Genomic DNA, 22,943 nt, shown 5'->3' with positions numbered 1-22,943 from the left:
GAGAAAACGAGTGCTGCGAGTGCTAGACCTCGTCGGTCATTGCCTTGGCAAGCACGGTGAGCGCCGCGTCACGGGCTGCGCGACCGTGCGCACCGCGACGTGAAACATACATATCGACGAGCTCTTCCGTGAGCAGCATGAGTGCTGCCCGCGACGTGTGAATGAGTTCGTCATGGAAGCTGTTGTTAATCGGAGGAACGACGAGCGCCACATCTGCACGGGCAACAATTGCAGACCGCGCGAATGAGGTGATTGCGATGACCTGCGCACCACCTTCTTGCGCTGCCTCCATCGCATCAAGCGTGGGCCGACTTGCGCCGGAACCAGAGAAGACAACGCACGCAGAACCCGGTCCAAGCTGTCGCGCAGCGATCTGCTGCGCAATCGGATCAGTGAAGTGTTCGACCGAACGGCCTGCGGCGTTGAGCCGCATCACAAGGGCGAGCCCGAGCGGGCCTGAGAGACCATTTGCGACGACCAATAGGCGCTGTGCGTGTTCAAGAGTGGAGAGGAATCCATCGACAGCCTGCGGAGTGAGCGCCGCGAGGGTGTCGTCGAGGCGAGCGCCAATTTGGTGGACTCGTGAACGAAGTGCCGTCAGCGCACTCTCATCTGCGGCTGCATCGTCGACGTGCTCGCTTGCAACATTGATTGCTGCCGATTCAAGAGCGAGTTCTTGCACCAGTGCTACTCGGAGCTGGGGATAGCCGTCGTAGCCCAATGACTGCGCCGCACGAATGACTGTGGTGCGCCCTACTCCTGCCCAGGTGGCAAGGTCTTGGGCGGTAAATTCGACGACACGTTCGCGGTCTGCAGCGATTGCTTCAACCACCTTGCGCTCGGTCTTTTGCAATCCCGGCCCCAGCGTCGCAATACGTGCACTGGGTCGAGCATCTGTAGCGCCTGTCCAAGTCATGATGAGTGGCCTCCTTGCATGAGTCGCCGTCTGATCGAACCTGAGACGGTATCCATCAGCATGGTGGCAACGATGACCACAATGAGCAGCATGCCCACGGTGTCCCATTGCCGATAATTTGTGTAGTTCGAGAGCATGCTGCCGATACCACCCGCGCCAACGAGGCCGAGCACAGCAGAGGTTCGAATGTTGATTTCAAATCGGTAGAGTGCAAACGACATGAGCGCGGGCGCTACTGCTGGCCAGAGTGCCCAGCGCGTTACAGCGGCAGTTGTGCCGCCCGCTGAACGCACAGCCTCAGGTGCGCCGTCGCGCACTGACTCGACGGTCTCGTACACCCATTTCCCTTGCGTGCCGATACCCGCGATGCCGAGTGCGAGCGCGCCAGTGAGCGGAGTGAGCCCTGTCACCGTCAGGAGTACCAGTGCGATGATGACCTCTGGCACAGCGCGAATGACCGCGAACGCGCCTCTGAGTATCGTTCGTAACCACCATGGTCCTACTGAATTCGCGGCGAGCATTCCGAGCGGAACCGAAATGATGACGCAGATCATCGCACCGAGCCATGCCATTGAGATGGAGCGCCACGTTTCGAAGAGTGCGCGCGGTAATTTCTCCCAATTGGGAGATTCGAACATGAGCCAGAGGTAGTTAGCGATCCGCCCTGGCAGCGAAGGGAGGTCAGCCCAGGTGATCTGTAGACCGCTGGCGGCTACAAGCACAATAACTGCGACAGCAAGAGACCAAAGTGTGGCGGCGAGGCGCGAGGGACGAGGAGGTAGCAACGACTCGACCGAAGCCAGGTTAGGTGAGGTCATACGAGTCTCCTGCGCACGAGGTTAGAAAGAAGCTCGATTGCGATGACGACAACGAGAATTTCAAGAATGATGACTGAGACGTCGGAGTAGGCATAGAAACCACGGCGCTCATCGAGCAAACGGCCAATGCCTCCTGCGCCGACGATTCCGAGGATCGCGGAGATACGGACATTCAGTTCCAGGGCGTATAGCCACTGGTTGGTGAAAAGCGGCCAGACTTGTGGGAGCGCGGTGGCATGATTGATCTGGAACTGGGTGCCACCGGCGGCGCGGCCGGCTTCCATGTATTGGTGGTCAGAGGAATCGATCGCTTCAGAAACAAGCTTGACGACGACGCCCAAATTGAACAGCACCAGAGTGACGACGCCGGGGAGCGCACCAACTCCGAGCATGGCGACGAGAACAGTTGCGTACACCAAATCTGGCACCGCGCGAATGACGTTAACGACTGTGCGAACGAGGCCGCGTGTCAGTGCGTTGGGATTGGTGGGGGCTGCGGCCCACAGCGTCACCGGCACCGAAATGAGTGCTGCGATCACTGCACCGATGAGGGCCATCTGCAGGGTTTCAAGCATGGGAGCCCACGTGCGCGGTAAGAACGCGAAGTTGGGCTGCATGAGCTGAGCGACCTTTTCAGCTCCGTTGCGCCAGTTTCGTGCAATCGCGCCGAAATCGATCTCAATGCCACCAATTGCAGGGACGCAAGTAGCGGCGGTGAACAGAGCGACCGCGCTGATGATGAGAGCGAGTCGAAGACCGCGTTTCGGCTTGGGCGGGAGGACAAGCACCTGAGGCATGGTGTCAGACAACTCAGACACTCGTTCCGAGCTGATCACGAGGCTGAATGGGACGCCCATAAATTTCTTCGAAATCTGAGTCGCTGGCTTCGGCAGCAGAGCCGTCGTACACGATGCGACCGTCTCGCAAACCAATCATGCGAGCGGTGTATTGCCGCGCCAGATCCATCAGGTGAATGTTGACGAGCACAGTGAGGCCGCGGTCAGCGTTGATACGTGCGAGGTCAGACATCACGGCATGCGCGGTGGGCGGATCAAGGCTTGCGACCGGCTCATCAGCGAGCATGAGGCTCGGCTCTTGCGTGAGCGCGCGGGCAATCGCGACGCGCTGTTTTTGGCCGCCGGAGAGCGAGCCAGCGCGCGTCCACACCTTTTCGAGCATGCCAACAGAATGAAGCGCAGTGAGTGCGATGTCTCGGTCCTGGGCGCTTGGCATGCCGAGCAATGTGCGATAGCTCGGAGAATGCGCGAACCGTCCGACCAAGGTGTTGCGGTACACATTGGCGCGCTCAGCAAGATTGAATGACTGAAAAATCATGCCGATGTGCCCGCGAGCTTCACGGAGGGCCTTGCCGCGCAAAGCCGAGACACGGTGCGGTCCAACGTGCACTTCGCCTGTGGAGATAGGGACGAGGCCGTTGATGGTGCGAATCAGGGTCGATTTTCCTGAGCCAGACAGGCCAACGATCGACACCATTTCACCGGGTTCCACGGTAAGGGAGACGTCTTGGAGTGCACGCGTGCCGTTGGGGTACGTGACTGAGACGTGGTCAAGGGCGATGCGCCACGAGGCGGCGGCAGCTAAAGCAGGTGCCGTCGCCTCGTGGCGCACATCGGGGTGAAGCGTCATTGTGTTGCGGATGCCTTAGTTACTGAACTGGGTGAGGATCTCGCCGTAGCGCGCGATCTCTGCTTCATCGGTCGTGCTGGTCCAGTCGGAAAGGCCGACAAGATCAAACATGACGGTTTTTGCCTCTTCGGAGGAGTCCGCGTACTCATCCATGAGCTTGGTCAGGTCAGCGACCAAGTCAGCGGGAAGTGTCGAGGAAACAGCGACGCCACCGTTCGGGATCATCTCGGTGTACGCGAATGCCACGACCTTGTCAGCGACATCGGGTGCCTCAGTGGTGACGGTCGTACGAGCATCCCAGTAACCGAAGCTCACTTCTGCGTCACCGTTGTATACGGAAAGTACCGCGTTGTTGTTTCCCTCGACAGGAACCTGCGTGATGTCTTTGTCAGTGTCGATACCCGCGTCACGCATAGCCACAATCGGGTACTGGTAGCCAGCAGGAGATGTCGCTGCCTGCATCGCAACCTTGGTGCCCTTGGAAATCTTGCTCAGCGCCTCGATACCTGCTGGGCCGGCACCTGCTGCATCAACTCCGGCCTGCTCAGTCCCATTGCAGTACGAAAGCTCAATGCCGCTCGCTGCGTAGTTCGCCTGCACTGGTGCGTCTGCGCAGTACTTGTCAGGGTTGTTCGTGTACCCGACTGCCGCGTATGAAGTAGCACCGAACCGAACGTCACGCAGCGCGAGCTTCGCGTCGTATTGCTCCATCGCGTTGTAGAGCGATCCGGCATCGGCGATGATGACCTGTGCCTGATCCGCGCCCAACGCTTCAACAGTTGCTGCGTAGTCACTTGCAACAACACCATCGACCTTGATTCCGAGGTTTTCAGAGAGGTAGGTGGTCAGCGGGTCAAGCGCCTCAGCAAGATCTTCACCCTCAACTGACGGTACGAGTGAGAGCGTGATCGAATCTGGCCATTCAGTGGTGCCGGTCGCGGCATCTGATTCGCCGGTGCCGCTCGTGCTGCAACCGGTGAGAGCGAGTGCCGCGACGGTGAGGGCGCCAGCAGCAAAGAGTGTTTTGCGCATGAGGATGATTACCTTTCGATGGCGGTTTCTGAGTCGAGTGACTCACGGGTACTGGACGCCGCGGTCGCGGCCCAGGCTTCAATTTCGGGGCGGATGTCGGCGAGTGAGGCGCCGCGCATCGTGACCGAAGCAGGGGAGTGCGGCGCGGTCGCGCCGACAAGGGCGGTATCTGCGCCGAGTTCAGATGCTGGCGCAAGATCGAACTCTGCGATGTCACCGATGGCGAGTACGGGGCCTGACTCCCGAAGTCGAGAAACCAAGTGGATCAGTCCAGCTGGCTTCCCGACGACAAAATGTAGTTCGGTGAAATATTCGCGAACGCCCCAACTATCGAGCACACGATCAACACCGACGTTTGGCGCGTTGGTCGCGAGTACGAGAGTCGCAGACTGCGCGAGACCTGCGAGGAACCCTGCGAGATCTGGCATGGTTGAGACGGGAGCCCGCTGAGTTCCAAGTGCCTCGCGGCTGCCGTCGTAGGCTGTCTGAGTCTCGGCAACCGTTATTCCTGATGCACGGGCGAGCGAACCGACGATGTCGTACCCGTCACGATAGCTCGAGAGTCCAGCGTCAAATTGTTCGAGCTCTGTTTCGACACGATCCGCGAACCCTGCGTCTGTGAGCGGCGCAACGATGCGGGCATACTCGCGAACTGGGCCGTGACCTGTGGCTAGGGTGCCATCAAAGTCGAAGACGATACTCGGTGCCATGCGCACTTCCTTCCGATTTGGACGATAAATCCAAACTTAGGAGTGCAAATGGACGAGATGTCGATGAGGCGATGAACGTCAGGTTAAGGGTCGACGACAGCATTCCAACGCGGGCGCGGATCAGTCGTGAAGTCTGTGGCCAGAATCTGCGGATCGCCGGAGAAAGGGAAAGCGGTGATGAGTTGAAACTCAGGGCGTACACCGGTTGGAGAAGGAGTTCCTGGCACGCTCATTGGCGGTGCCGCTGCACTGGCGATGCCGTAGATGAGTGCGGCCGGTTGTAGCGCTGAAGCTTTGGCCGGTGGGCACAGCACGAGACGGCTGTGTCTCGTGCCTGACGCGAGGGTCAGCTGTGCGTCTGCGGTCACCACTCCTGCTGCGGGGGCCTCGAGAACCGGGTGGATCGCGGTAAGCACTCGATCGAGTGCCGTGGTACTTGGATGCTCCGGGCTCTCGATCCAAAATGCATGGGAGGGGAGTTTTAGGGCGTGGGCGAGTGCTCCGTCGCGCCAGCGGTCGAACTTGTATCCAAACGGCGTGAGCACGTCAGAGAACCAATATCCATACACGTGGATCAGGCCAGCGTTGCCCACCGGAAATCGGGCTTGGATTCCGGCCGCTGCGTGCAATGCCTCAAAGATGGGCTGCGAAAAGGACGGGACTTTGGTGTGTTCATCGATGACAGTAGATCTTCCCCACAGCGCAAAACGGTTGGCGGATGCATCGGTACGTACCTGGTCGAGCACGGTGGAAAGCGCAGGCGGGGTCGGCGAAGAAGTCACGGCTTGACTGTGTCACACGAACAGGAGCGCAACGCAGAGCAATGAATGAACGTTTGGAGCTACTTTTCGCTAGCGCTGAGCGGTCTGTCGTTGAAGCTGTTGAATAACTAGTTAAAAACACTGGTAAAGCTATGTGCGTGCCGTTAGTATTGGCCTGAAGTTTGGCTCAAGGACTGCGCTGAAATCGAGGTCTTTGACCTGGGTAACTGCGCGGTGAGCTCAGCGATTCATTCTGGTGAACGATCCTCGAAGGAGCACACGCTCTCGTGAAGAACCAACGTTTGTTGCGCAGCCATCGGCGAAACCGAGGGAGCCGAGTGCTTGCCGGAATCGCGTCACTCGCGCTTGCGGCAGGAATAGGAATTGCGGGAAGTACCTCGGCTGTCGCCGTGGACGGGCCAAATGGCACCGACCCGGTGCCATTTGGCGATCCGCAGCTCGTCAACTGTGTAAACGCCAAGCTTGGCGGGGGTCGAGCGCCTGACAGCGCGATCACGCATGACGAACTCAACACGATTTTTGGCCTGTCGTGCAGCAGTGATTTTGCAGTGACGTCGCTTGATGGAATCGAACACGCAGAGAAGATGACCAGCCTGTTTTTTGCAGGCGGTAAACACGATTTCTCAGCCAGTGGGTCGCTTACCGCGGTGAGCAAGATGCCAAAGATCAACAGTGTCACGCTGAATGATGCCAAGGTGTCGAACTCCGGTCTGACCGGCCTTGCAGGTGCGGCCACGATCTCGACATTGGCGTTGACCGGAAACCCGCAGCTGACTGACATCTCGCCGCTCAGCACGCTGACGAAACTCAGCAAGCTCGACATTTCCAAAAACGAACAGCTTGTAGATCTTTCACCGCTCGCAGGCTCAACAACGCTGAAAGACTTCACGGCATCCCAGAACCCTGAGCTTGCAGATCTCTCACCGCTGGCGAGCATCACAACACTTACCTCAGTGAGCGTATATAAAACGGCGGTCGCTTCGCTTGAGCCGCTCGCGGGACTCACCTCGCTGACAAATCTCAGCGCTGGATACACGAACGTCGCTTCACTTGAGCCGCTCGCTGGTCTCACCAAGATGAAGTTCATCAGCATGGATTACGCGAAACTCACGAGTCTTGCAGGCATCGAAAACATGCCAGACCTTCGTACGATCGAGATCAATTACAACGGTGAGATCGGTGATGCCATCGAAGCGATCCGCAATAAGCCAGAGCTTTACCGCATCCATATGAACGGCATCGGGGCGACCTCGATTGAGCCGCTCTCAGGCCTGACCGGTTTGACCAGCTTGCAGGCAATGGGAAACAGCATTGCTTCGCTCAAGGGACTGCCCGAGGCGCCAGCAGCTGCAGCTCAGGGAGCTTTTGCAGTCACCGCACAGCGCATTTTGCTCGACACGGCTTACGTGCCCAAAGGGGCGAAGACCTACCGTTACAACGTGACAGGGGACCTAGAGCGTCGCAATGGGAGTTTCCCAGACTTCGGAGGCAACCTTGAGCCCGAACTGGATCCGGACCTGCCATTTGTGCAGATCGAAGTGATTCCAGGATGGAACACCGTTGAATACACGTTCGCAGATGAGGCCAAGCAGAACGACCGGTTTACCGGAACTGTCGAACGATCCAGAGTGTGGAGCTCGATTACGAGCCCCGACAGTGCAACTGTTCCCGTCGGCCAGGCTTGGGAGAGCGAGGTAACCTACACGGCAGGTTTCCCCGCTGACTCGGTAACGGTGAGTGACACTGCACCAGCGTGGCTACAGGTTGTGGACGGACGACTCAGCGGTATCCCAGATGCACCTGGTGACTCAGAATTCGAAGTACGTGTCGCTGATGCACTCGGCAATACGATGACTCAGCGATTCAACATCACCGTGCCAGCTCCGGGAATGACCGTGTTTGAAATCGGGGAAGACCAGGCGGTTGAGGCTGGCAGCGATCTTGACTTCGTGATTTCCCGTACCGATGCGGTCCTCAACCCATACACCGGCCAAGCAAGTGTTCGCGTACAGAGCGAAAACGGCACCGCTATTGGCGGAACACACTTCACAGCGGTAGACGAGACACTTACGTGGGGTGCTGGGGAGACTGCAGACAAGTACATCACCGTCAGCACGGTCGATGATGTCACCCTGTCAGGAGAGTTCGGCTTCGAACTTGTGCTTTCAGATCCGACTCCGTCTGGAATGACGGAGCTTGGTGGTGGCTTCTCGAGCGACGGCACGATTACGTACCCAGAGCCAGGGCCGACAAAGTTCTCGATTAGCGCACCGCAGATCGTTGAGGCTGGAAGCAAAGACGTCACCTTCCGAATTACGCGCAATAATGATGTGGCGCGTCCGTACACAGGCGAAGCGAGCGTTCGGGTGGCATCACGCGACGGTAACGCAAAAGCAGGCGAGCACTACGAGGCCATTGACCAGGTGGTGACTTTTGCCGAGGGCGGGCCTGAGGTGCAGACCATTACGGTGAAGACCGAGCCAGGAAAAGCCGGAGATCCGAGCCGCATGTTTGCGCTGTATCTCTCGGGTCAGGGGCAGGATATGGGTCGCGTGAAGATTCCGCCTCGCGGCTGGTTGAGCGGTGTGCGTATGACCTACCCCGCCCCCGAGCCAACCATCCTTTCTCTGGGAGAGCCGGGACAGGCGGCGGCCGGTGCCGAGCTGCACTTTGCGGTGACGCGTGAAAACGCTGAAGTAAATCCTTGGACTGGTGAGGCAACCGTTCGAGTGAGGTCACAGGACAACACCGCGATCGCAGACACTCACTATGTCGCGGTTGACGAGGTACTCACCTGGGCAGCAGACGAGGAAGCGCCCAAGAAAGTGTCTGTGCAGACGTTGCCGAGATCGGGTATCTCTGGCGACTTCGAGTTCAGCCTCAACCTCAGCGAACCAGATCAGTACAGCTTGGTCGGTGAGGCATCCGTCACCGGCTCCGTAACCTACACTGACGACGATGGAAACACCGACGGTGGCGACGATGGATCGGGTGACTCAGGCGGCAATGGAGCCGGTGACGGTCATGGCACCGCCAACGGCGGCACTGGTCTTGCCAATACCGGTGCAGGCGGAACGCTCTGGGGAGTTGCCTTGGGAGGCGTGCTACTTGCGTTGGCTGGTGGATCGGCCCTGATCGCGAAACGTCAACGCAAGCTGAGCTAGTTGCTCGCGATATGAATTGAGGGGCGGTGCGATCTGAAACGATGCGCACCGCCCCTTTCGTATCTGGGAAGCATTGTGCCGAGACGATTTCGTTCGTTCGCTCAAAATGATTGGCAGAAAATCGCCAATCCCGCACGTACCGGGGTCAGCGGGTTTACGATTTTCCTTGTTCCGAAACTTCAAGGAGTTCTCATGCACAGAGTCCACAAGACTCATTCGATTTCGCGCATCAGCAGTAAAACTGTCGTACGCGCGCTGCTTGCAGGCGCTCTTAGCGCCGGGTTGGCGATCTCGCTGGCGATGATGCCAGCTGGTACTCCCGCGCAGGCTGCAGATGGCGAAGGCCCAGGCGGCTCACTCCAGGTTGGTGTGGCGAATGACCATTTCGCCGCATCTCCGAGTAAAAAATGGAGCATGAAGCCGAGCTCTGCTTACCCCGGAACGGTGCGCATTCAAAGCCTTGACGGCAAGAAGTGTCTTGCGACTAAAGGTGGCAAGAATGACGACCACGAACACGGTGTGCAGTGGACCGGCTGCAACAACGACGCAAGCAAATCTTGGGTGGTCGAGCCGCTTGCAATTGGCGCCGATTCTGAGGACCTCAACGATCAGACCGACAGCACCACGTGGGAAGCGAATGGCGGCAGTGCCACCAGCATGCCACGGTTTGTGCTTCGGAGCTGGAAGTACCCCAAGCACTGCTTGTTCAGCACCGGCAACGGCTTTGACGGTGGCCCCTCAAAGAACTCCAACGGTCGTGCACGTGGTGTCACCCCCAATTGCGGTGACGCAAATGCCAACACCAACCCGGAGATGCAGTTCTCCGTCATGAACGACAATGCAAACCATACAGAGTGGTCCTACCTGCAGGAACGCATGGTTCTTGGTGCGGTTGCGTTCCAGTCGCGGCCGAAATCAAGCGCGTTCGCCGGGAAGAATCTCTGGGCCCGCCCGCTCAACAAAGCGAATGAATTTGTTGGTAACCGGGCGGAGGCAACCAAGGACGGGTATTTCCTGCCTGAAGCTATCGTGCTCGATCCGGCGAAGCAAGCAACGGTGTACAACACCAATAGTCTCAGCCTCGATTGCATTGCGAACGACTGGTCGATGGGCATTAACAACAAGGGTGACGCGACTATCACTGAGACCGTGGCCGTTGAGAAGCAGCGTGCACACGAGTGGACTGTCGGCGTAGGCATCGAAGGCTCCTACGAGTTAGAGAGCAAAACCAGCGGCTCAAAAGTGGGTGTGAAGGTCAACGGTCAGTTCCAGTACGCCCACTCGCGTTCAACGACTGTATCGCGCAGCATCGCGATGACGGTCGGACCGAAACTGTGGGGCTCAAGCGTATTCACGCTTCCGTCCGTCAACGCGTACGCGAACTGGAAGACAGGTGCTGCGCTCGGCCGAGTATGGTACTTCAACGGACCGCTCACGGTAGCAGTAGGTACGAGCGACGGCACCATCGTTCCGAACGGTGCGTTCGTCACCTCGCGCGCCGAAAAATCATGCAAAGCGATGCCTGCGACGATGCTCGAACAAGAGTCAGCTTTCCGCGTCGTGATTCCTGATAATCGAAACACGCCTCAGGTCGGTGACGTATTGACCGCGGAGACGCACTTTATTCAGCAGACCGGGTCTCCGAAAAACGATGTTCGCTATCAGTGGTATCTCGACGGCAAGCCATTGGCGACAGCAACGGGCGTGGCACACACCGTGACACAAGCAGAAGTTGGCAAGTCGATTCACTTCACTGCCTACGAGCACGGTGGTCGTGAGCGTTATGAAAGCGAAGATTTCGAGTCGCCCCCGACTCCGGCAGTCGTGAGCGTAGGCCTGGCAGTTGCCCCTGGCGAAACGGTCAAGCTCGCGACCGCTATTTTTGGTCGCGACTACGAAACCAAGCTCTCTGACACCGAGGCATTTGGCGCGCTCACTGTTGAAGAAGGCGTCGTGCCAGGGCTGGTCTTTGACCGGGACACCCAGATCTTCAGCGGTGTACCGACTCGGCCTGGTTCATACACATTCGAGGTGACCGGTGAAAACGAGGAGTCGTTCACTGCGCAGCTCCGTGTCGACCCTGAAGCGACCCTCTTCGCAAACAGTGATGGCTTCTCGGTTCGCGCGGGTACCCCTGTAGACCTTCAAACCGTTGAAGTGTCAGGCACCGAAGCGTCATACTCGGCCAAATACCTAGACGCTGAAGGGAAGTCGAAGCCAGTTCCCGAGGGCCTGAAGACGCGGGCGGATGCAAGCGGAGCATGGTACGTGACCGGAACTCCGGTCGCTGCCGGCACTTACACACTCCGTGTGACTGAGTCCTCCCCGTATGCGATGCCCGCTGATGCGCCGCAGGATTTCAAGGACTTCAGCCTGCAGATCACCGACGAGCCAATCTTCACCGGTGAGGACGGTGAGGAATTCATGTTGCCGCTTGGCCAGGAATCCTCGACGCAGCTCGCGAACATGGTTCCGGGGAGCGAACCCCTAGGAATTTCGGGTGTGTTGCCCGCGGGCATGACCTTTGACGGCGCTACGGGCACGCTCGCAGGAACACCGACTACGGCCGGTTCGACTGAGATCACGATTGGTCGCGGTATTGACGGGCAGTCACGTGCAGCGAATGAAGCCGAGTCGCGGACATTTAAGATCACTGTGTTTGGTGCGCCTCAGATCGAGCTCACGCGAACTGATACCGAGTCGCAGGATGCCCCGATTGTGGTCGGCGAAGACGTCGGCTGGCACGCAACCGCTACCCCGGCAGACAGCACGACCGCGGTCGTGACGGCCGTGGGATCGGACGAGCCAGTTGATTGGGCAAGCATGGCAGCCACTGCGGGTGACGAGATCGACATCGATGGCACCCCGACCAAGCCGGGTAAATACGTTCTGACGGTGACCGCGCAGAATGGGGCAGGCGAAAGTGTCGAGAAGTTCCCGTTCACCGTTGTTGCCGATGACAACGGCGGCGATGACAACGGCGGCGATGACAACGGCGGTAATGGTGGCAATGGCGGATCAGGCCAGGGAGACAAGTCAGGCCCCGGTTCCGACTTGGCTCGCACCGGCTCCGACCTGAACCCGCTCTTGCTCGGTTCGGCTGCTGCGATCGCGATTGCGGCTGGTGCGTGGGGAATGATCCGCGCCCGTCGTCGGAAGGGTCGGGGTGCGAACTAACTGAGGGCTGTGCCAGGGGTAATCCTGGCGGCGATTACGTAACGGCCGGAGAATTCTTCGGCCGTTACGTAATTCCGTGTGCTACACATGTGTTAATTTTTGTCCGTGGATGAAAAGCAGTTTCTCCCGGCTCAGCTACACCGGGAATATGAAGAAATTGGACGCCTTGGCCTGCGTCGCTACCCGGAAGACGCGCGCCTTCGCGGCATCGTTGACGGGCTAATTGAAGCGGGGCTCGGGTACCTGCAGGACGAATACTTCATTCTGCAGCGGCCAGAGTATGGCAAAGTCGACTTCCCTGCGGAGTCATTGCAGCTCCTGCTGTCTTATTACGAAGTTTGGCTGCATGCCGAGGAACTCACCTCCGGTGAGCAAGTGTTGTATGGCCAGGCTGGGTTCTGGCAGCACTGGTTCAACCTGCTGGTTGAGAACCAAGAGGGCCAGCTCAACATGGACCTCGTGATTCCAGATCTGCCGGAGTTCGATGAGCACAACTGGATGAACGATATGCAGCCAGAGCTCATCCAGAGCATCCTGGCGAGTGGCCGGTTCAAACTGCGGCTAATCCTGCCTCCGCGGGACGCGGATGGCACACTCAATACGCTCGCGGAGTACATCACCGCGCTCGGCATTGAGGTGCGCGTGCGCTCATCACCCTTCCTATTTGCGGTGTACAACGGTGCAGCAGCGGTACTGTCGACTGACGAAGGTGACTCTTCGGAAGAGAGCTACTTCCTTACCCGCCGTACCTCGATTGTCGCGCCACTGCAGCGTGTGTTCGACGACCACTGGTCGTCTGGAATTCTGTGGGACTCCTATGCCCGCGGCGCCGCAGACGTGCTCAGTCTGATGTCGCTCGGTTGGACCGATGCGCGGATCGCGGAAGCCCTTGGGCTTTCCATGCGCACCGTGAGCCGCCGTGTGGCAGACGCAATGCTTGCTGCTGGCGTTGGCTCGCGGTTCGAGCTCGGCATCAAGTACGCGCAGTCGCAGGGGCGGATCGGGTCGTAGCGGCAGCGCGCGGGGTCTGGCGCGTGGCTTAGGCCAATCCAGCAGCAGCGAGATGCCCCTCGGCTGCTTCGCGAATGACTGCCGTAAGGTCGGCATCGGTCATTGGAGCCATTCGAAGACCCGCCTCCCAGCCGTCGGCTCGCATGGAGCCGATCGTACGCTCACCGAGGTCATAAATACCGAACGCCGCCTCGCGGCCAAGGTTTCTGGCGACGACGTTTGCGCCGAGTGCAGAGTTTGCTACGGCGCTCACGGCGATGAGTACTTCGCGTAGCTCGGGGGAGTGAGCCGCTGAGATGAAAGTCGCGTTGCCCGTGATCTGTGCGATTGCGTAGGCTGCGAGCCGGACGCTACCGAAGATCGAGTCGACGATCTCGCGCAGCGGTGCGAGCTGTGCGATTGGCAGGTACATGCCGGGGTTGAGCAGTGCATCGACCGCGGCCGTTACCGCTCCGCACTGCGAATGGCCGATGACGGAGAAGAGCTGCACGCGGGGCAGATGCTCAGATGCGTAGTGGAGGCTGCCGAGGCAAGCCGCTCCTGGGACGTTGCCAGCGACCCTAACGACGAACAGATCGTTGGCACCGCGGCCGAGCGCGATCTCGATGGGGACGCGCGCATCGGAGCAGCTGAGCACTGCCGCAAAAGGCTCCTGGTTGAGAATGCCATCATTATCGGAGGTGTTCACGAAGCCGAACGCTTCGGGATCGAGGTGCATCTTGATGACGCCGCCGCGTGAACCGAGTGAGCCGAACGCCCGGCTTCCCGCACTCAGTAGCTCGAGCGCTTCGGCAGGAGTTGCCGCGGCGATCGGAGCCGGCCGATCCGACTGCGCAACCCAGTGGATTTGGAGCACGCGCTCCTCATTGGTGCCCTGCGGAGGCGCTTCGGGGCGGTTGTCGTGGTTTCCGTGCTCGCCGTGCTGTGAGTTGCCCATGACAAGGATCGTAGTCTGCGATGCGCACTTCGGGGAGTCACAGCTTGGTCTCCGGGGCGAGCTCCCAACTTCGCCTCCGTAAGAAATATTGCCTTCGGGAAGCCCGAAACCCTGGGATTGGTCTTCCCGAAGGCACTTTTTACTACCGGCGGCGAGGCTGGTAGCGGTGTTAGCTGTCCACGTTGGTTCGGCGGATCCGCTGCGCGATCAACGCACCAGCACCCGCGAGCAGAGCCGTAATGGATCCGCCAATGACCCAGCCCGAGACCGCGTCTGAGCCAGTGTTTGCGAGTGACGCGTCAGCTGAGTCTGCGCCGGGCTTGGCGTCGTTCGGTGCGGATCCGCCGCCAGTGCCGCTCGCTCCGCCGGTTCCGCCGCCGGTGTTGCCACCGTTGCCGGGCGTCTCGGGTCCGGGCGTCTCGGGGCCAGGGGTCTCCGGCTCGGGCGTGACGGGCGCATCCGGCTGCGTCACGCGCACCTGGTCGATTGCCCACCACGCACTGTTCACGCCGTCATATGAGAAGTGCACGCTCATCGTCTTCGGGAGCTTGCCAGCAGCATCGCGGGGGAGCGAAATGGTCTCGTTCTCGATCTTGTTGACGGGGTTCTCGCGGGTGCCGTCCGAGGGGTACTCGATCAGCTTCTGGCGGGGAATGCCAGACTCAGCATCGAAGTGTAGCCAGACTGCCGCACCCTGTGGGCCGTCGACGGCGTAGTCGGAGACGAAGGAGAGGTCAACGGTGCCTGCGCCATTGAGCTCATATGCGGGAGTCTGCAGCGTTGAGTTGAAGTTGCGGCCGCTCTTCGGATTGACATCGTCCCACTCGTCAGAGTCGGCGACGGCGAACACGTTGCGCGAGAACACGTTGTTTTCACGGAACTGGCCGAGCTCAGTGTTTGAGAAGAAATCGTCGGTCATGAATGTCCAACCGCTGTACTCAGGTGCTCCGCCGGTGGGCATCTTCGAGTTGTCAACGGTCCAGCCTTCGGGTGCCTGCGAGGTCCAGCCGAGCCGATCGCCGGGACCCTGCTCCTGAACTGCGGGCTGCAAGATCGGGCGGAGCGAGTCGAAGTCGTCGGGGACGATCTCATCGACGTTGAGGCCATCGAGTTCCCATGCGGAGTCGGCGGTGATGCCGTTGTGCGCAAGCACCGTCGGCGCGATATCGGTGATCTTGACGTCGTCTCGCCAGGAGCCAGCCGCAAACTCGGCGCCCTTCGCGACGACGAAGGTCTTGCGTTCGAGCTTCGACGATCCGCCATGGCCGCCAGTGGGAGTGTGGCCGTGATCTGAGGTGACCACAATGAGCCAATCCTCCTGGGCATAGGTCGGACGTGCCTCGACAGCGCGCACCATCTCGCCGATCTGTGCGTCTGCTCGCTCCATGGCGGTGACATATGCCTGCGAACTGGATCCGGTGCTGTGGCCAGCGCCGTCCACCTCGTCGAGATGGACGAAGATGTCGTCGGGGTTGCCGGTGGTGAGGCGATCCACAACGGCAGCGGTGGTACCGGCATCGTTTCCGCCAGCAACGCGCTCATCGACCGCAGCGCCGAAGATGGTCTTGGAGATCGGACCCCAGGTTCCGACGACGAGGCTGTTGCGGTCAGCTGCAGCGGCCTCGGTGCGGGTGAGATAGTCGGGGTACTGCGCGTAGTTCGGCGCGGTGAAGTTGTTGTCGTAGACGTTGTGCTTATTCGGCCACACGCCCGTGGCGATGGAGGACCATGCCACACCCGAAACGGTCGGGCCAAGTGGGCTGCCCGCAAGGTTGCTTGGCGAGGTGAGGCCCGCTGCCTGCAGCGCCTGCACGTTGGGCATATTTGCGTTTGCCATCACGTCGAATGAGGCGCCGTCGATGCCGATGACAAGCGTCTTAGTCTTGGGCTCGGTGGTTTCGGCCGCAATGGCTGCAGGGGCGATGCCCGCACAGACGCCCGAGACGCCCAATGCGAATGCGCCGAGTGACGCGACTACCGTCTTTTTCCGCACGATGTACTGCTCCAAAATGTTGAAGGTGGTGACCGCGGCGAAGCTGCCGCGACGTAGCCAAGTGTGAAGAGAAGCCCGGCGTGATGCCACGACACGCCCGAGGAGCACCTACGCTTCGCGGGTGCGTTACCTCGCGTTCAGTTGTATAGACAGCATCTGATTTTCATCCTTAGTGAGGCCTGTATTGACAACTGGGGGGCGTGGTGCAGAGGGTGACCTCGCCATTTGGCCGGGGCTTCTTGGTGTCCCTGTGTGGCAGGGAAATTGGCATTACAAGAAACCGTTTGCAGTCTTGTTTTGCGAAAATACGAGACTGGCGACTTGCAAGTTCGGCACGTCGAACATTAGTGTTGCGAGTGTTGATGTTGATTGGGTGCTTGCTCGAACAGATCCTGATTTGAGTGGGCTTGCCGAGTGAATGAGGGCAGTGAAGTGATGTTCGGAAGTCGAAATCGTAACCAGGGCCAAAACCAAAACGAAATCCAATACCGTCACCTGAGCCGTGGGCGTCGGTTGGCGGGTGCGGGCTGCGCACTCGCACTGCTCGTTGGTGGCGTAACCGCCTGCGCAAATATCGATGTCGCCGGCACTGGGGCTGGCAGTGAAAGTGATGATCGACCGGTCGTCTTGACCACCTTCACGGTGCTTGCAGATGTTGCAGAGAACGTTGCTGGCGAGCACTTGCGGGTTGAGTCGATTACGAAGGTGGGCGCCGAGATTCACGGCTACGAACCCACGCCTGGCGATATTCGACGCGCGGCGGAGGCTGATCTCATTCTCGACAACGGGATGAATCTTGAAGCCTGGTTCGAACAATTTGTGTCAGGCATCGATGTTCCGCACGTGGTTGTGAGCGAAGGGATTGCCGAAATCGATATTCGCGAAGATGCGTACGCTGGCATGCCGAATCCTCACGCGTGGATGAGTCCGACAAATGTGCAGGTCTACGTGGACAACATGGTTGCAGCATTCTCAGAGCTAGACCCGGCACACGCGGCAGATTATGAGACGAACGCGGCGGCCTACAAGCAGGAGCTGCAGGAAGTACAGGATGATCTGATTGCGGCGCTCGCGCCATTGCCCGATGAGCAACGGGCGCTCGTGACGTGCGAAGGTGCGTTCTCGTATCTTGCGCGCGACGCTGGGCTCACTGAGAAATACATCTGGGCGGTGAATGCCGAGCAGCAAGCAACCCCGCGCCAGATCGCCTCGACCATTGAGTTCGTTCAGGAGAATAATGTCCCGGCGGTCTTCTGCGAGTCAACGGTTTCTGCTGCGCCAATGAAGCGAGTCGTAGAAGCAACACCAGCCGAGTTTGGTGGGGTCTTGTATGTCGATTCTCTGTCTGAAGCTTCGGGTCCCGTGCCGACGTACCTTGACATGATTCGGCACGACTCGCACACCATCGCTGCAGCTCTGACGGGAGCAAACAAGTGAGCACTGCTGCAATTGCTGTCTCGGGGGTCACTGTGCACTACGGTGAGGTGCTTGCGCTCGACAGTGCCGAGCTCGAGATTCAACCGGGTCGCGTGTGCGGGCTCATCGGCATGAATGGGTCGGGAAAGTCGACGCTATTCAAGACCATCATGGGAATCGTGCGGCCCGATGCCGGCACAGTGCTCATCAACGGTGAATCGCCAATTCGCGCCAGGAGACGAGGTGTCGTTGGGTACGTGCCGCAGAGTGAGGCAGTGGATTGGGCATTTCCGCTCTCGGTGCGAGAAGTTGTCATGACTGGCCGGTACGGAAAGATGGGGGTGACGCGACGTCCCCGTGCTTCTGATCGTGCGGCGGTCGCTCACGCGCTGGAGCGAGTTGAGCTTACTGAGTTGGCGGATCGGCAGATCGGACAACTCTCTGGCGGGCAAAAGAAGCGCGCATTTGTTGCTCGCGGAATCGCGCAGGAAGCGAAAGTCTTGTTGCTCGACGAACCGTTTGCGGGCGTCGACAAGCGATCGGAGGCAACGATGACGCGGCTATTGCGGGAGCTTGCTTCCGAGGGTGTGACTGTGCTCGTGTCCACCCATGATCTACATGCACTTCCAGAGCTTGCAGACGAGGCGTTGTTGCTCATGCGCAAGGTGCTGATGCATGGTGCTCCGGAAGAAGTATTGCGCCCCGAACACTTGGCGCGGGCGTTTGGGTTGGATGTCATGCGGCGAGGAGTTGGCGAATGAGTGTGATTGATTTTCTGTCTGAGCCCTTTGGGTATGAGTTCATGGTGCGGGCGTTGGCAACGACGCTTATTGCATCTGTGGTGTGCGCGGTGCTTTCGTGCTGGTTGGTCCTAATCGGGTGGTCACTCATGGGCGATGCTGTGTCGCATGCGGTACTTCCTGGGGTTGTGCTTGCGTATATCGCTGGTGTGCCATTCGCGATTGGCGCTGTGGTGTTTGGGTTCATTGCCGTGGGGCTCATTGGTGCGGTACGTGGCACGAGTCGGGTGAAGGAGGACGCCGCGATCGGGATTGTGTTCACGACGCTCTTCGCGCTTGGGCTGGTACTGATCTCGGTGACACCGTCCAACACTGATTTGAATCACATTATCTTCGGCAATCTCCTTGGAGTATCGAGTCAGGATCTCGTGCAGATCTTCGTGCTGGGTGCGCTCGCACTGGTGGTGTTGGTAGTGAAACGACGTGACTTCACGCTCTACGCGTTTGACCCTACGCACGCGTACGCAATTGGGCTGAATCCGCGTTTGCTCGGTGCGGTGCTGTTGGGACTGCTTGCTGTGACATCGGTGGTTGCGCTGCAAGCGGTCGGCGTGGTGCTCGTGGTAGCGATGTTGATCATTCCTGGCGCAACTGCCTATCTGCTGACGGATCGTTTCGGACGAATGCTCGTTATCGCGCCGCTGATTTCCGCAGTGTGCGCAGTGGTGGGGTTGTATACGAGCTATTACCTTGACACTGCTTCTGGTGGCATGGTGGTGCTTGCGCAGGGAGTCGTGTTCGGGCTGGTGTATTTGTTTAGCCCGCGGCATGGCCTTGTGGGGGTAAGGCTCCAGGCGTGGCGGCGGAGCAAAGAGCTCCAGCAGGCGGGTTCCGTGGCAAATGTGTGATTGGTAGTGGCCTGGGGGAAGAGTAACGCTTCGATTTCAGTCGTCAAATTTGAAATTGACTACTGAATCAGTGCCCATATAATGAATTCACCAACGTATACGTGCAAAAGAGGGGTAACGGTTGCCTCCCGCGTAGCGTTGCATCATTTGGAGTGATACTCGTGACCGCCCCAGGCCACACCCCCGGTTTGCCTTCGCAAACCACACCCCCGTCCAATACTCATGCCATTCCGGCCGAGATTCTTTCCGCAACAGTGACCGGCCCGATCGCCGCAATCACCGGGGGCATTTCGCTCCCTGTTGTCTCCGCTAGCGTGAAGCCTGCGCGCTTCTTCGGGGGTTCCCCCGTGCTGCGCCGCGTGGTATTCGTTATCGGATACGAAGGATTCAGCCTGCTCTTCACGATCTTCGTGCTGGGTATGCTTCTTGGTCATGGCGGAGCCAACTCAACCCTGACCGCGGTGCTGCTGACGCTCACCGCGACCGGCTGGAACTATGTCTGGAACATGATTTTCGAGTTCATCGAACGTCGTTCCGGAGTCACCCACCGCGGCCCACTCATGCGTGCGATCCACGCATTCGGCTATGAAGGTGGCGTACTCATCTTCACTATTCCGCTCGTTGCCATCACCCTTGGCGTGAGCCTGCTCGAAGCGCTCGCTATCGAGTCCAGCCTGCTTGTCTTCTTCCTTGTCTTCACCGTCGTCTACACCTGGGCGTTCGATAAGGTCTGCGGCCTACCCTCCGCTGAATAGTTGTGGCGCGGATCGATCCGCCCATAGAGAAAGCCCCCGGTGTTGCGATCTGCAACCCCGGGGGCTTTTGCTAGTTAGCTACTTGCGTCGCTAGTTCCAGGCTACGTGTGAACCGTCTGCCTGGGTTGCCTGCCAGACCCCACCGCACTGCTGGATGTCGGTCAGAGCGCCGTCTGCAATGAGCAGGATGCTCGCGGTTGAGTTGGGTGATGCATCGCCAGGCTTGCAGCCATTGGTCATTGCGTCACCTTTCCAGGCGATCGCGAACTCGTCGTCGTTTACTTCAACGCGAAGATCCTTGGTTGCAGGGAAGTCCTTGGGAATGCTGCCTGCGTTCTGCAGGTCTCCGAAGAGGGTGTCAGCGTCTTGAACTGGCGAGGTGTCGTTCGTGCCTGTGTTTGTGCCAGTACTCGTTCCGGTTTCTTCGTCGGTGCTGGTGTTGTCGGCGCCGCATCCGGTGAGGAGGAGGGGGATTGCGGCCGCAAGTGCTACCGCGGAGATGAGGGGTGTCTTCATTGGTCTTCCTCTCTTGTGGAACTCCCAAGTTATGTTTTGGGGGTGTAATTGCACTGTATGCCTACTGTGAATCCCCTGCAAGCAATTCTGTGGTTACCTCACAGGGAATGCCTAGATAGTCGCTTCTTCGCTGCGTTCTTGTGGGGGCGGGCAGCGGAAGTGAGTCGGCTTGCCCGGGCCGCCGCGGTCAAAGTGGTGCTGGTTCATGGGGGATTTGCAGATTGGGCAGGCGGGGTTCGCCGGACGCACATACGCCGGTTCGCCACGCTTGCCCAGCTGTGACGGGCCCGAGAACTGATAGATCAGTCGTCGGAGGAAGGGCGCCAAGCCAGGATCGCCATCCCACGGGGTTTCATGCCAGAGTCTTCTTCTTCGTTCGCGCACAAACGAAATCATAGCATGTTCGTTTGTGCACAAACGAGGGTAGGATTGCGGGGTGAAACTCAGCCCAGACGATGCACTCGAACTCGACCGCCAAGTGTGCTTTGCGCTTTCCGTAGCGAGCCGCAGCGTCATTGGAATTTATCGGCCGATTCTCGAGCCGCTTGGGCTGACGCACCCGCAGTATTTGGTGATGCTTGCGCTCTGGGGTGACGCACCCCTGCGATTCCGTGAGGTCGTCGAGATGCTGCACCTCGACCCCGCGACACTTTCACCGCTTATTAAGCGGCTTGAACAATCGGGGCTTATTGAGCGCGTTCCCGTCGACGGTGACGAGCGCACCTTTGCGCTCGTGCCGACTGACGCGGGCATGGCGCTGCGAGAGAAAGCACTCGCAGTGCCGCCGGCCGTCGTCGACCGCCTGGGGTTGCCGGTCGAGCAACTCATGGCGCTTCGCGATGAGCTTTCGGTGTTGATTGATTCAGTCCACCGCAAAGAGGACTGATTATTCGGTGATGGGATCCGCCAAATCGACGAACTCGGCGTCGAAGGCGGCTGCGAACTCATCAACGTTCACGCGGGCTGCCACCTGCGGCTGACCAGCGCCGAGCATGATCTGCGTGCCAGCAAGGCGCACATCGATATACACCGGCCAGGGAATCTTCGCTCCGAGCGGGCTGATGGTGCCCGGGTGGTAGCCGGTCGCTTCGTAGGCGACCTCGGCGTCTGGCAGTGAGACACGGTTCACACCGAGGTGCTTGCGCAGACGCGGCCAGCTGAACCGTGAGGCAAGCGGCGCGATGACGAACGCGAAGGTGTCGCCCTGCTTCACAACCACGCTCTTCGCGACGGGGGTGCCGTCGAAATCTGCGAGCGTGGGGCGGCCAGTAGATTCGCGGGTGAGAAACTCCACGGCCAGCCCGCGGTTGTCAGCATCCTGCTGTGCGCGCTCGGTCACGCTGACTCCAATGTTGGGGTGTGCTGTGTGTCCTTCGCGCGGTGTTCGCGCACGACATTGTACGAACGCTGCAGCGCAGACATGACGGGCGGGCCGAGCACCATGCCGAGTGCGCCAGCGATGACGCCGCCGGCCATGGTCGCAACCAGCACGGTGACGGGGTGGATCTTGAGCGACGAGCCAAGCGCCCACGCGCTCACTACGTTCTGGACCGGGCCGTTCGAGATGAGCAGGCCGAGACCGACAATGAGGGCGGCCGAGGGGCCGCCGTATCCGAAGGCGATGAGGATTGCGAAGACACCGGTGAGCCACGCACCAAGGAACGGGATGAACGACAGTACGAAGTACAGAATGATCATCGGGATGACGAGTGGGATGCCCAAAATGAGCAAGGGGATCACAAAGATGGGCCCGGTGATGAGCGCGGTGACTGCGGTGCCGCTGAAGTAGCCGCGCAGCGACTGCTGCACCTGGGTGTCGATCTCGGTGAAGAGTGCCTGATCCTGGCCGGTCATCCGTGCGAGCCACGCAGGGAACATGCGGCCGTCACGGAGCACGAAGAACAGGAAGTAGATTGCGAAGAAGAGTCCGAGCGCGAGGGTGATAGTCCCGTAGACCGCACTTGTGACGAAACCGAGGGCTCCGCCGCTCAATTTGCCGATGAGGTCGTCGCCTGCTGTGCGCAGCTGATCGAGCCAGCTTGAATCAAGATCCAGGGACTGCATCCAATTTGCAAACTGAACCCAGCCACGAGCAAGCTGATGCGAAATTTCCGGAATCTGATGTACGAACCCGCGCACGAGGATGATCGTGAGTACGGTCGTGACCGCGCAGGCGAGCAGGAGCACGATCGTCGCGGCGAGCGTGCGCGGAATGCGGTACCTCGTCAGCCAGGTCACGATCGGTTCGAGCACGGTGCCGAGAATGACCGCGATGACGAGCGGCACCACTACGTTACTTAAGGCAGCGAGGCCGGCCGCGATGACCAGGACCAGCAAGATGATGCCGATGGCCGACCAGCTGCCCATGCCCAATCTGCGGAGCTTGCCGTACCCGGATCCTGGAGTTTCACTCATAGAGAG

General features: G+C 59.5%; 20 protein-coding genes. 8 read left to right on the top strand and 12 right to left on the bottom strand.

The window, feature by feature from the left end; all coding sequences use genetic code 11:
• Positions 1-22 precede the first annotated feature (22 nt).
• The 7 genes from ICL81_RS11385 to ICL81_RS11355 all read right to left on the bottom strand — a co-directional run bounded on the left by ICL81_RS11385 (position 23) and on the right by ICL81_RS11355 (position 5,905).
• Positions 23-916, bottom strand: coding sequence for a MurR/RpiR family transcriptional regulator (locus ICL81_RS11385; protein ID WP_188034992.1), 894 nt, complete (start codon positions 914-916; stop codon positions 23-25).
• Complete coding sequence (phnE, locus tag ICL81_RS11380; protein WP_188034991.1) at positions 913-1,734, bottom strand: phosphonate ABC transporter, permease protein PhnE; 822 nt, start codon at positions 1,732-1,734, stop codon at positions 913-915. The genes ICL81_RS11385 and phnE (ICL81_RS11380) overlap by 4 nt, the downstream gene beginning before the upstream one ends.
• Positions 1,731-2,543: a phosphonate ABC transporter, permease protein PhnE gene (gene phnE, locus ICL81_RS11375; protein WP_251382128.1), complete on the bottom strand. Its 813-nt coding sequence runs from the start codon at positions 2,541-2,543 to the stop codon at positions 1,731-1,733. Before phnE (ICL81_RS11375) ends, phnE (ICL81_RS11380) begins: the two co-directional genes overlap by 4 nt.
• A 1-nt stretch (position 2,544) precedes the next feature.
• Positions 2,545-3,381, bottom strand: coding sequence for a phosphonate ABC transporter ATP-binding protein (gene phnC, locus ICL81_RS11370; protein WP_188034989.1), 837 nt, complete (start codon positions 3,379-3,381; stop codon positions 2,545-2,547).
• Positions 3,382-3,396: 15 nt separating this feature from the next.
• Positions 3,397-4,413 carry a phosphate/phosphite/phosphonate ABC transporter substrate-binding protein gene (gene phnD / locus ICL81_RS11365; RefSeq protein ID WP_188034988.1) on the bottom strand — a complete coding sequence of 339 codons (1,017 nt, stop codon included), beginning with the start codon at positions 4,411-4,413 and terminating at the stop codon, positions 3,397-3,399.
• A gap of 8 nt (positions 4,414-4,421) precedes the next feature.
• The gene (locus tag ICL81_RS11360) at positions 4,422-5,123 is read right to left on the bottom strand and encodes an HAD family hydrolase (RefSeq protein WP_188034987.1); all 702 of its coding nucleotides are present in this window, start codon (positions 5,121-5,123) and stop codon (positions 4,422-4,424) included.
• A gap of 83 nt (positions 5,124-5,206) precedes the next feature.
• Positions 5,207-5,905 (bottom strand): hypothetical protein, encoded by a 699-nt coding sequence (locus ICL81_RS11355; RefSeq protein WP_188034986.1) that lies wholly within the window; start codon positions 5,903-5,905, stop codon positions 5,207-5,209.
• Positions 5,906-6,171: 266 nt separating this feature from the next.
• Here ICL81_RS11355 and ICL81_RS12235 point away from each other — a divergent pair, with 266 nt between their 5' ends.
• The 3 genes from ICL81_RS12235 (at position 6,172) to ICL81_RS11340 (ending at position 13,257) form a co-directional block, all read left to right on the top strand.
• Positions 6,172-9,069: a Calx-beta domain-containing protein gene (locus ICL81_RS12235; RefSeq protein WP_188034985.1), complete on the top strand. Its 2,898-nt coding sequence runs from the start codon at positions 6,172-6,174 to the stop codon at positions 9,067-9,069.
• A 192-nt stretch (positions 9,070-9,261) separates the two neighbouring features.
• A complete protein-coding gene (locus ICL81_RS11345; protein ID WP_188034984.1) occupies positions 9,262-12,246 on the top strand; it encodes an Ig domain-containing protein in 2,985 nt (994 codons plus the stop codon).
• 105 nt (positions 12,247-12,351) lie between these two features.
• On the top strand, positions 12,352-13,257 hold the full coding sequence (locus ICL81_RS11340) for a hypothetical protein (protein WP_188034983.1): 906 nt from the start codon (positions 12,352-12,354) through the stop codon (positions 13,255-13,257).
• 28 nt (positions 13,258-13,285) lie between these two features.
• Here the strand turns inward: ICL81_RS11340 and ICL81_RS11335 are convergent, their stop codons facing one another.
• A complete protein-coding gene (locus ICL81_RS11335) occupies positions 13,286-14,194 on the bottom strand; it encodes a carbonic anhydrase (RefSeq protein WP_215394796.1) in 909 nt (302 codons plus the stop codon).
• A 169-nt stretch (positions 14,195-14,363) separates the two neighbouring features.
• On the bottom strand, positions 14,364-16,187 hold the full coding sequence (locus ICL81_RS11330) for an alkaline phosphatase family protein (protein WP_188034982.1): 1,824 nt from the start codon (positions 16,185-16,187) through the stop codon (positions 14,364-14,366).
• Between the two features lie 435 nt (positions 16,188-16,622).
• On the opposite strand from ICL81_RS11330, the gene ICL81_RS11325 reads away from it, so the two are divergent.
• From ICL81_RS11325 to ICL81_RS11310, 4 genes are all read left to right on the top strand, one after another.
• Complete coding sequence (locus tag ICL81_RS11325; protein ID WP_188035021.1) at positions 16,623-17,624, top strand: metal ABC transporter substrate-binding protein; 1,002 nt, start codon at positions 16,623-16,625, stop codon at positions 17,622-17,624.
• Positions 17,621-18,364, top strand: coding sequence for a metal ABC transporter ATP-binding protein (locus tag ICL81_RS11320; RefSeq protein ID WP_188034981.1), 744 nt, complete (start codon positions 17,621-17,623; stop codon positions 18,362-18,364). The genes ICL81_RS11325 and ICL81_RS11320 overlap by 4 nt, the downstream gene beginning before the upstream one ends.
• Positions 18,361-19,251 (top strand): metal ABC transporter permease, encoded by an 891-nt coding sequence (locus tag ICL81_RS11315; protein ID WP_188034980.1) that lies wholly within the window; start codon positions 18,361-18,363, stop codon positions 19,249-19,251. The genes ICL81_RS11320 and ICL81_RS11315 overlap by 4 nt, the downstream gene beginning before the upstream one ends.
• Positions 19,252-19,505: 254 nt before the next feature.
• A complete protein-coding gene (locus tag ICL81_RS11310; RefSeq protein WP_188034979.1) occupies positions 19,506-20,006 on the top strand; it encodes a PACE efflux transporter in 501 nt (166 codons plus the stop codon).
• A gap of 90 nt (positions 20,007-20,096) precedes the next feature.
• Here ICL81_RS11310 and ICL81_RS11305 read toward each other — a convergent pair whose 3' ends face one another.
• Positions 20,097-20,522 (bottom strand): hypothetical protein, encoded by a 426-nt coding sequence (locus ICL81_RS11305; protein ID WP_188034978.1) that lies wholly within the window; start codon positions 20,520-20,522, stop codon positions 20,097-20,099.
• A gap of 436 nt (positions 20,523-20,958) precedes the next feature.
• Here ICL81_RS11305 and ICL81_RS11300 point away from each other — a divergent pair, with 436 nt between their 5' ends.
• Entirely contained in the window at positions 20,959-21,408 is a 450-nt protein-coding gene (locus ICL81_RS11300) for a MarR family transcriptional regulator (protein ID WP_188034977.1), read from the top strand.
• On the opposite strand, the gene ICL81_RS11295 is transcribed toward ICL81_RS11300, so the two are convergent.
• Both ICL81_RS11295 and ICL81_RS11290 read right to left on the bottom strand, forming a co-directional pair.
• Positions 21,409-21,861: a YbaK/EbsC family protein gene (locus ICL81_RS11295; protein WP_353055518.1), complete on the bottom strand. Its 453-nt coding sequence runs from the start codon at positions 21,859-21,861 to the stop codon at positions 21,409-21,411. It abuts the gene before it with no gap.
• Complete coding sequence (locus ICL81_RS11290) at positions 21,858-22,937, bottom strand: AI-2E family transporter (RefSeq protein WP_188034976.1); 1,080 nt, start codon at positions 22,935-22,937, stop codon at positions 21,858-21,860. Before ICL81_RS11290 ends, ICL81_RS11295 begins: the two co-directional genes overlap by 4 nt.
• Between the last annotated feature and the right edge of the window lie 6 nt (positions 22,938-22,943).

Origin of the sequence: Leucobacter sp. cx-328, from assembly GCF_014530035.1 — a bacterium.
In the GTDB taxonomy this organism is placed as follows: domain Bacteria; phylum Actinomycetota; class Actinomycetes; order Actinomycetales; family Microbacteriaceae; genus Leucobacter.
Note: the sequence above shows the minus strand (reverse complement) of the source record. Positions and strands in the feature narration are given on the sequence as shown.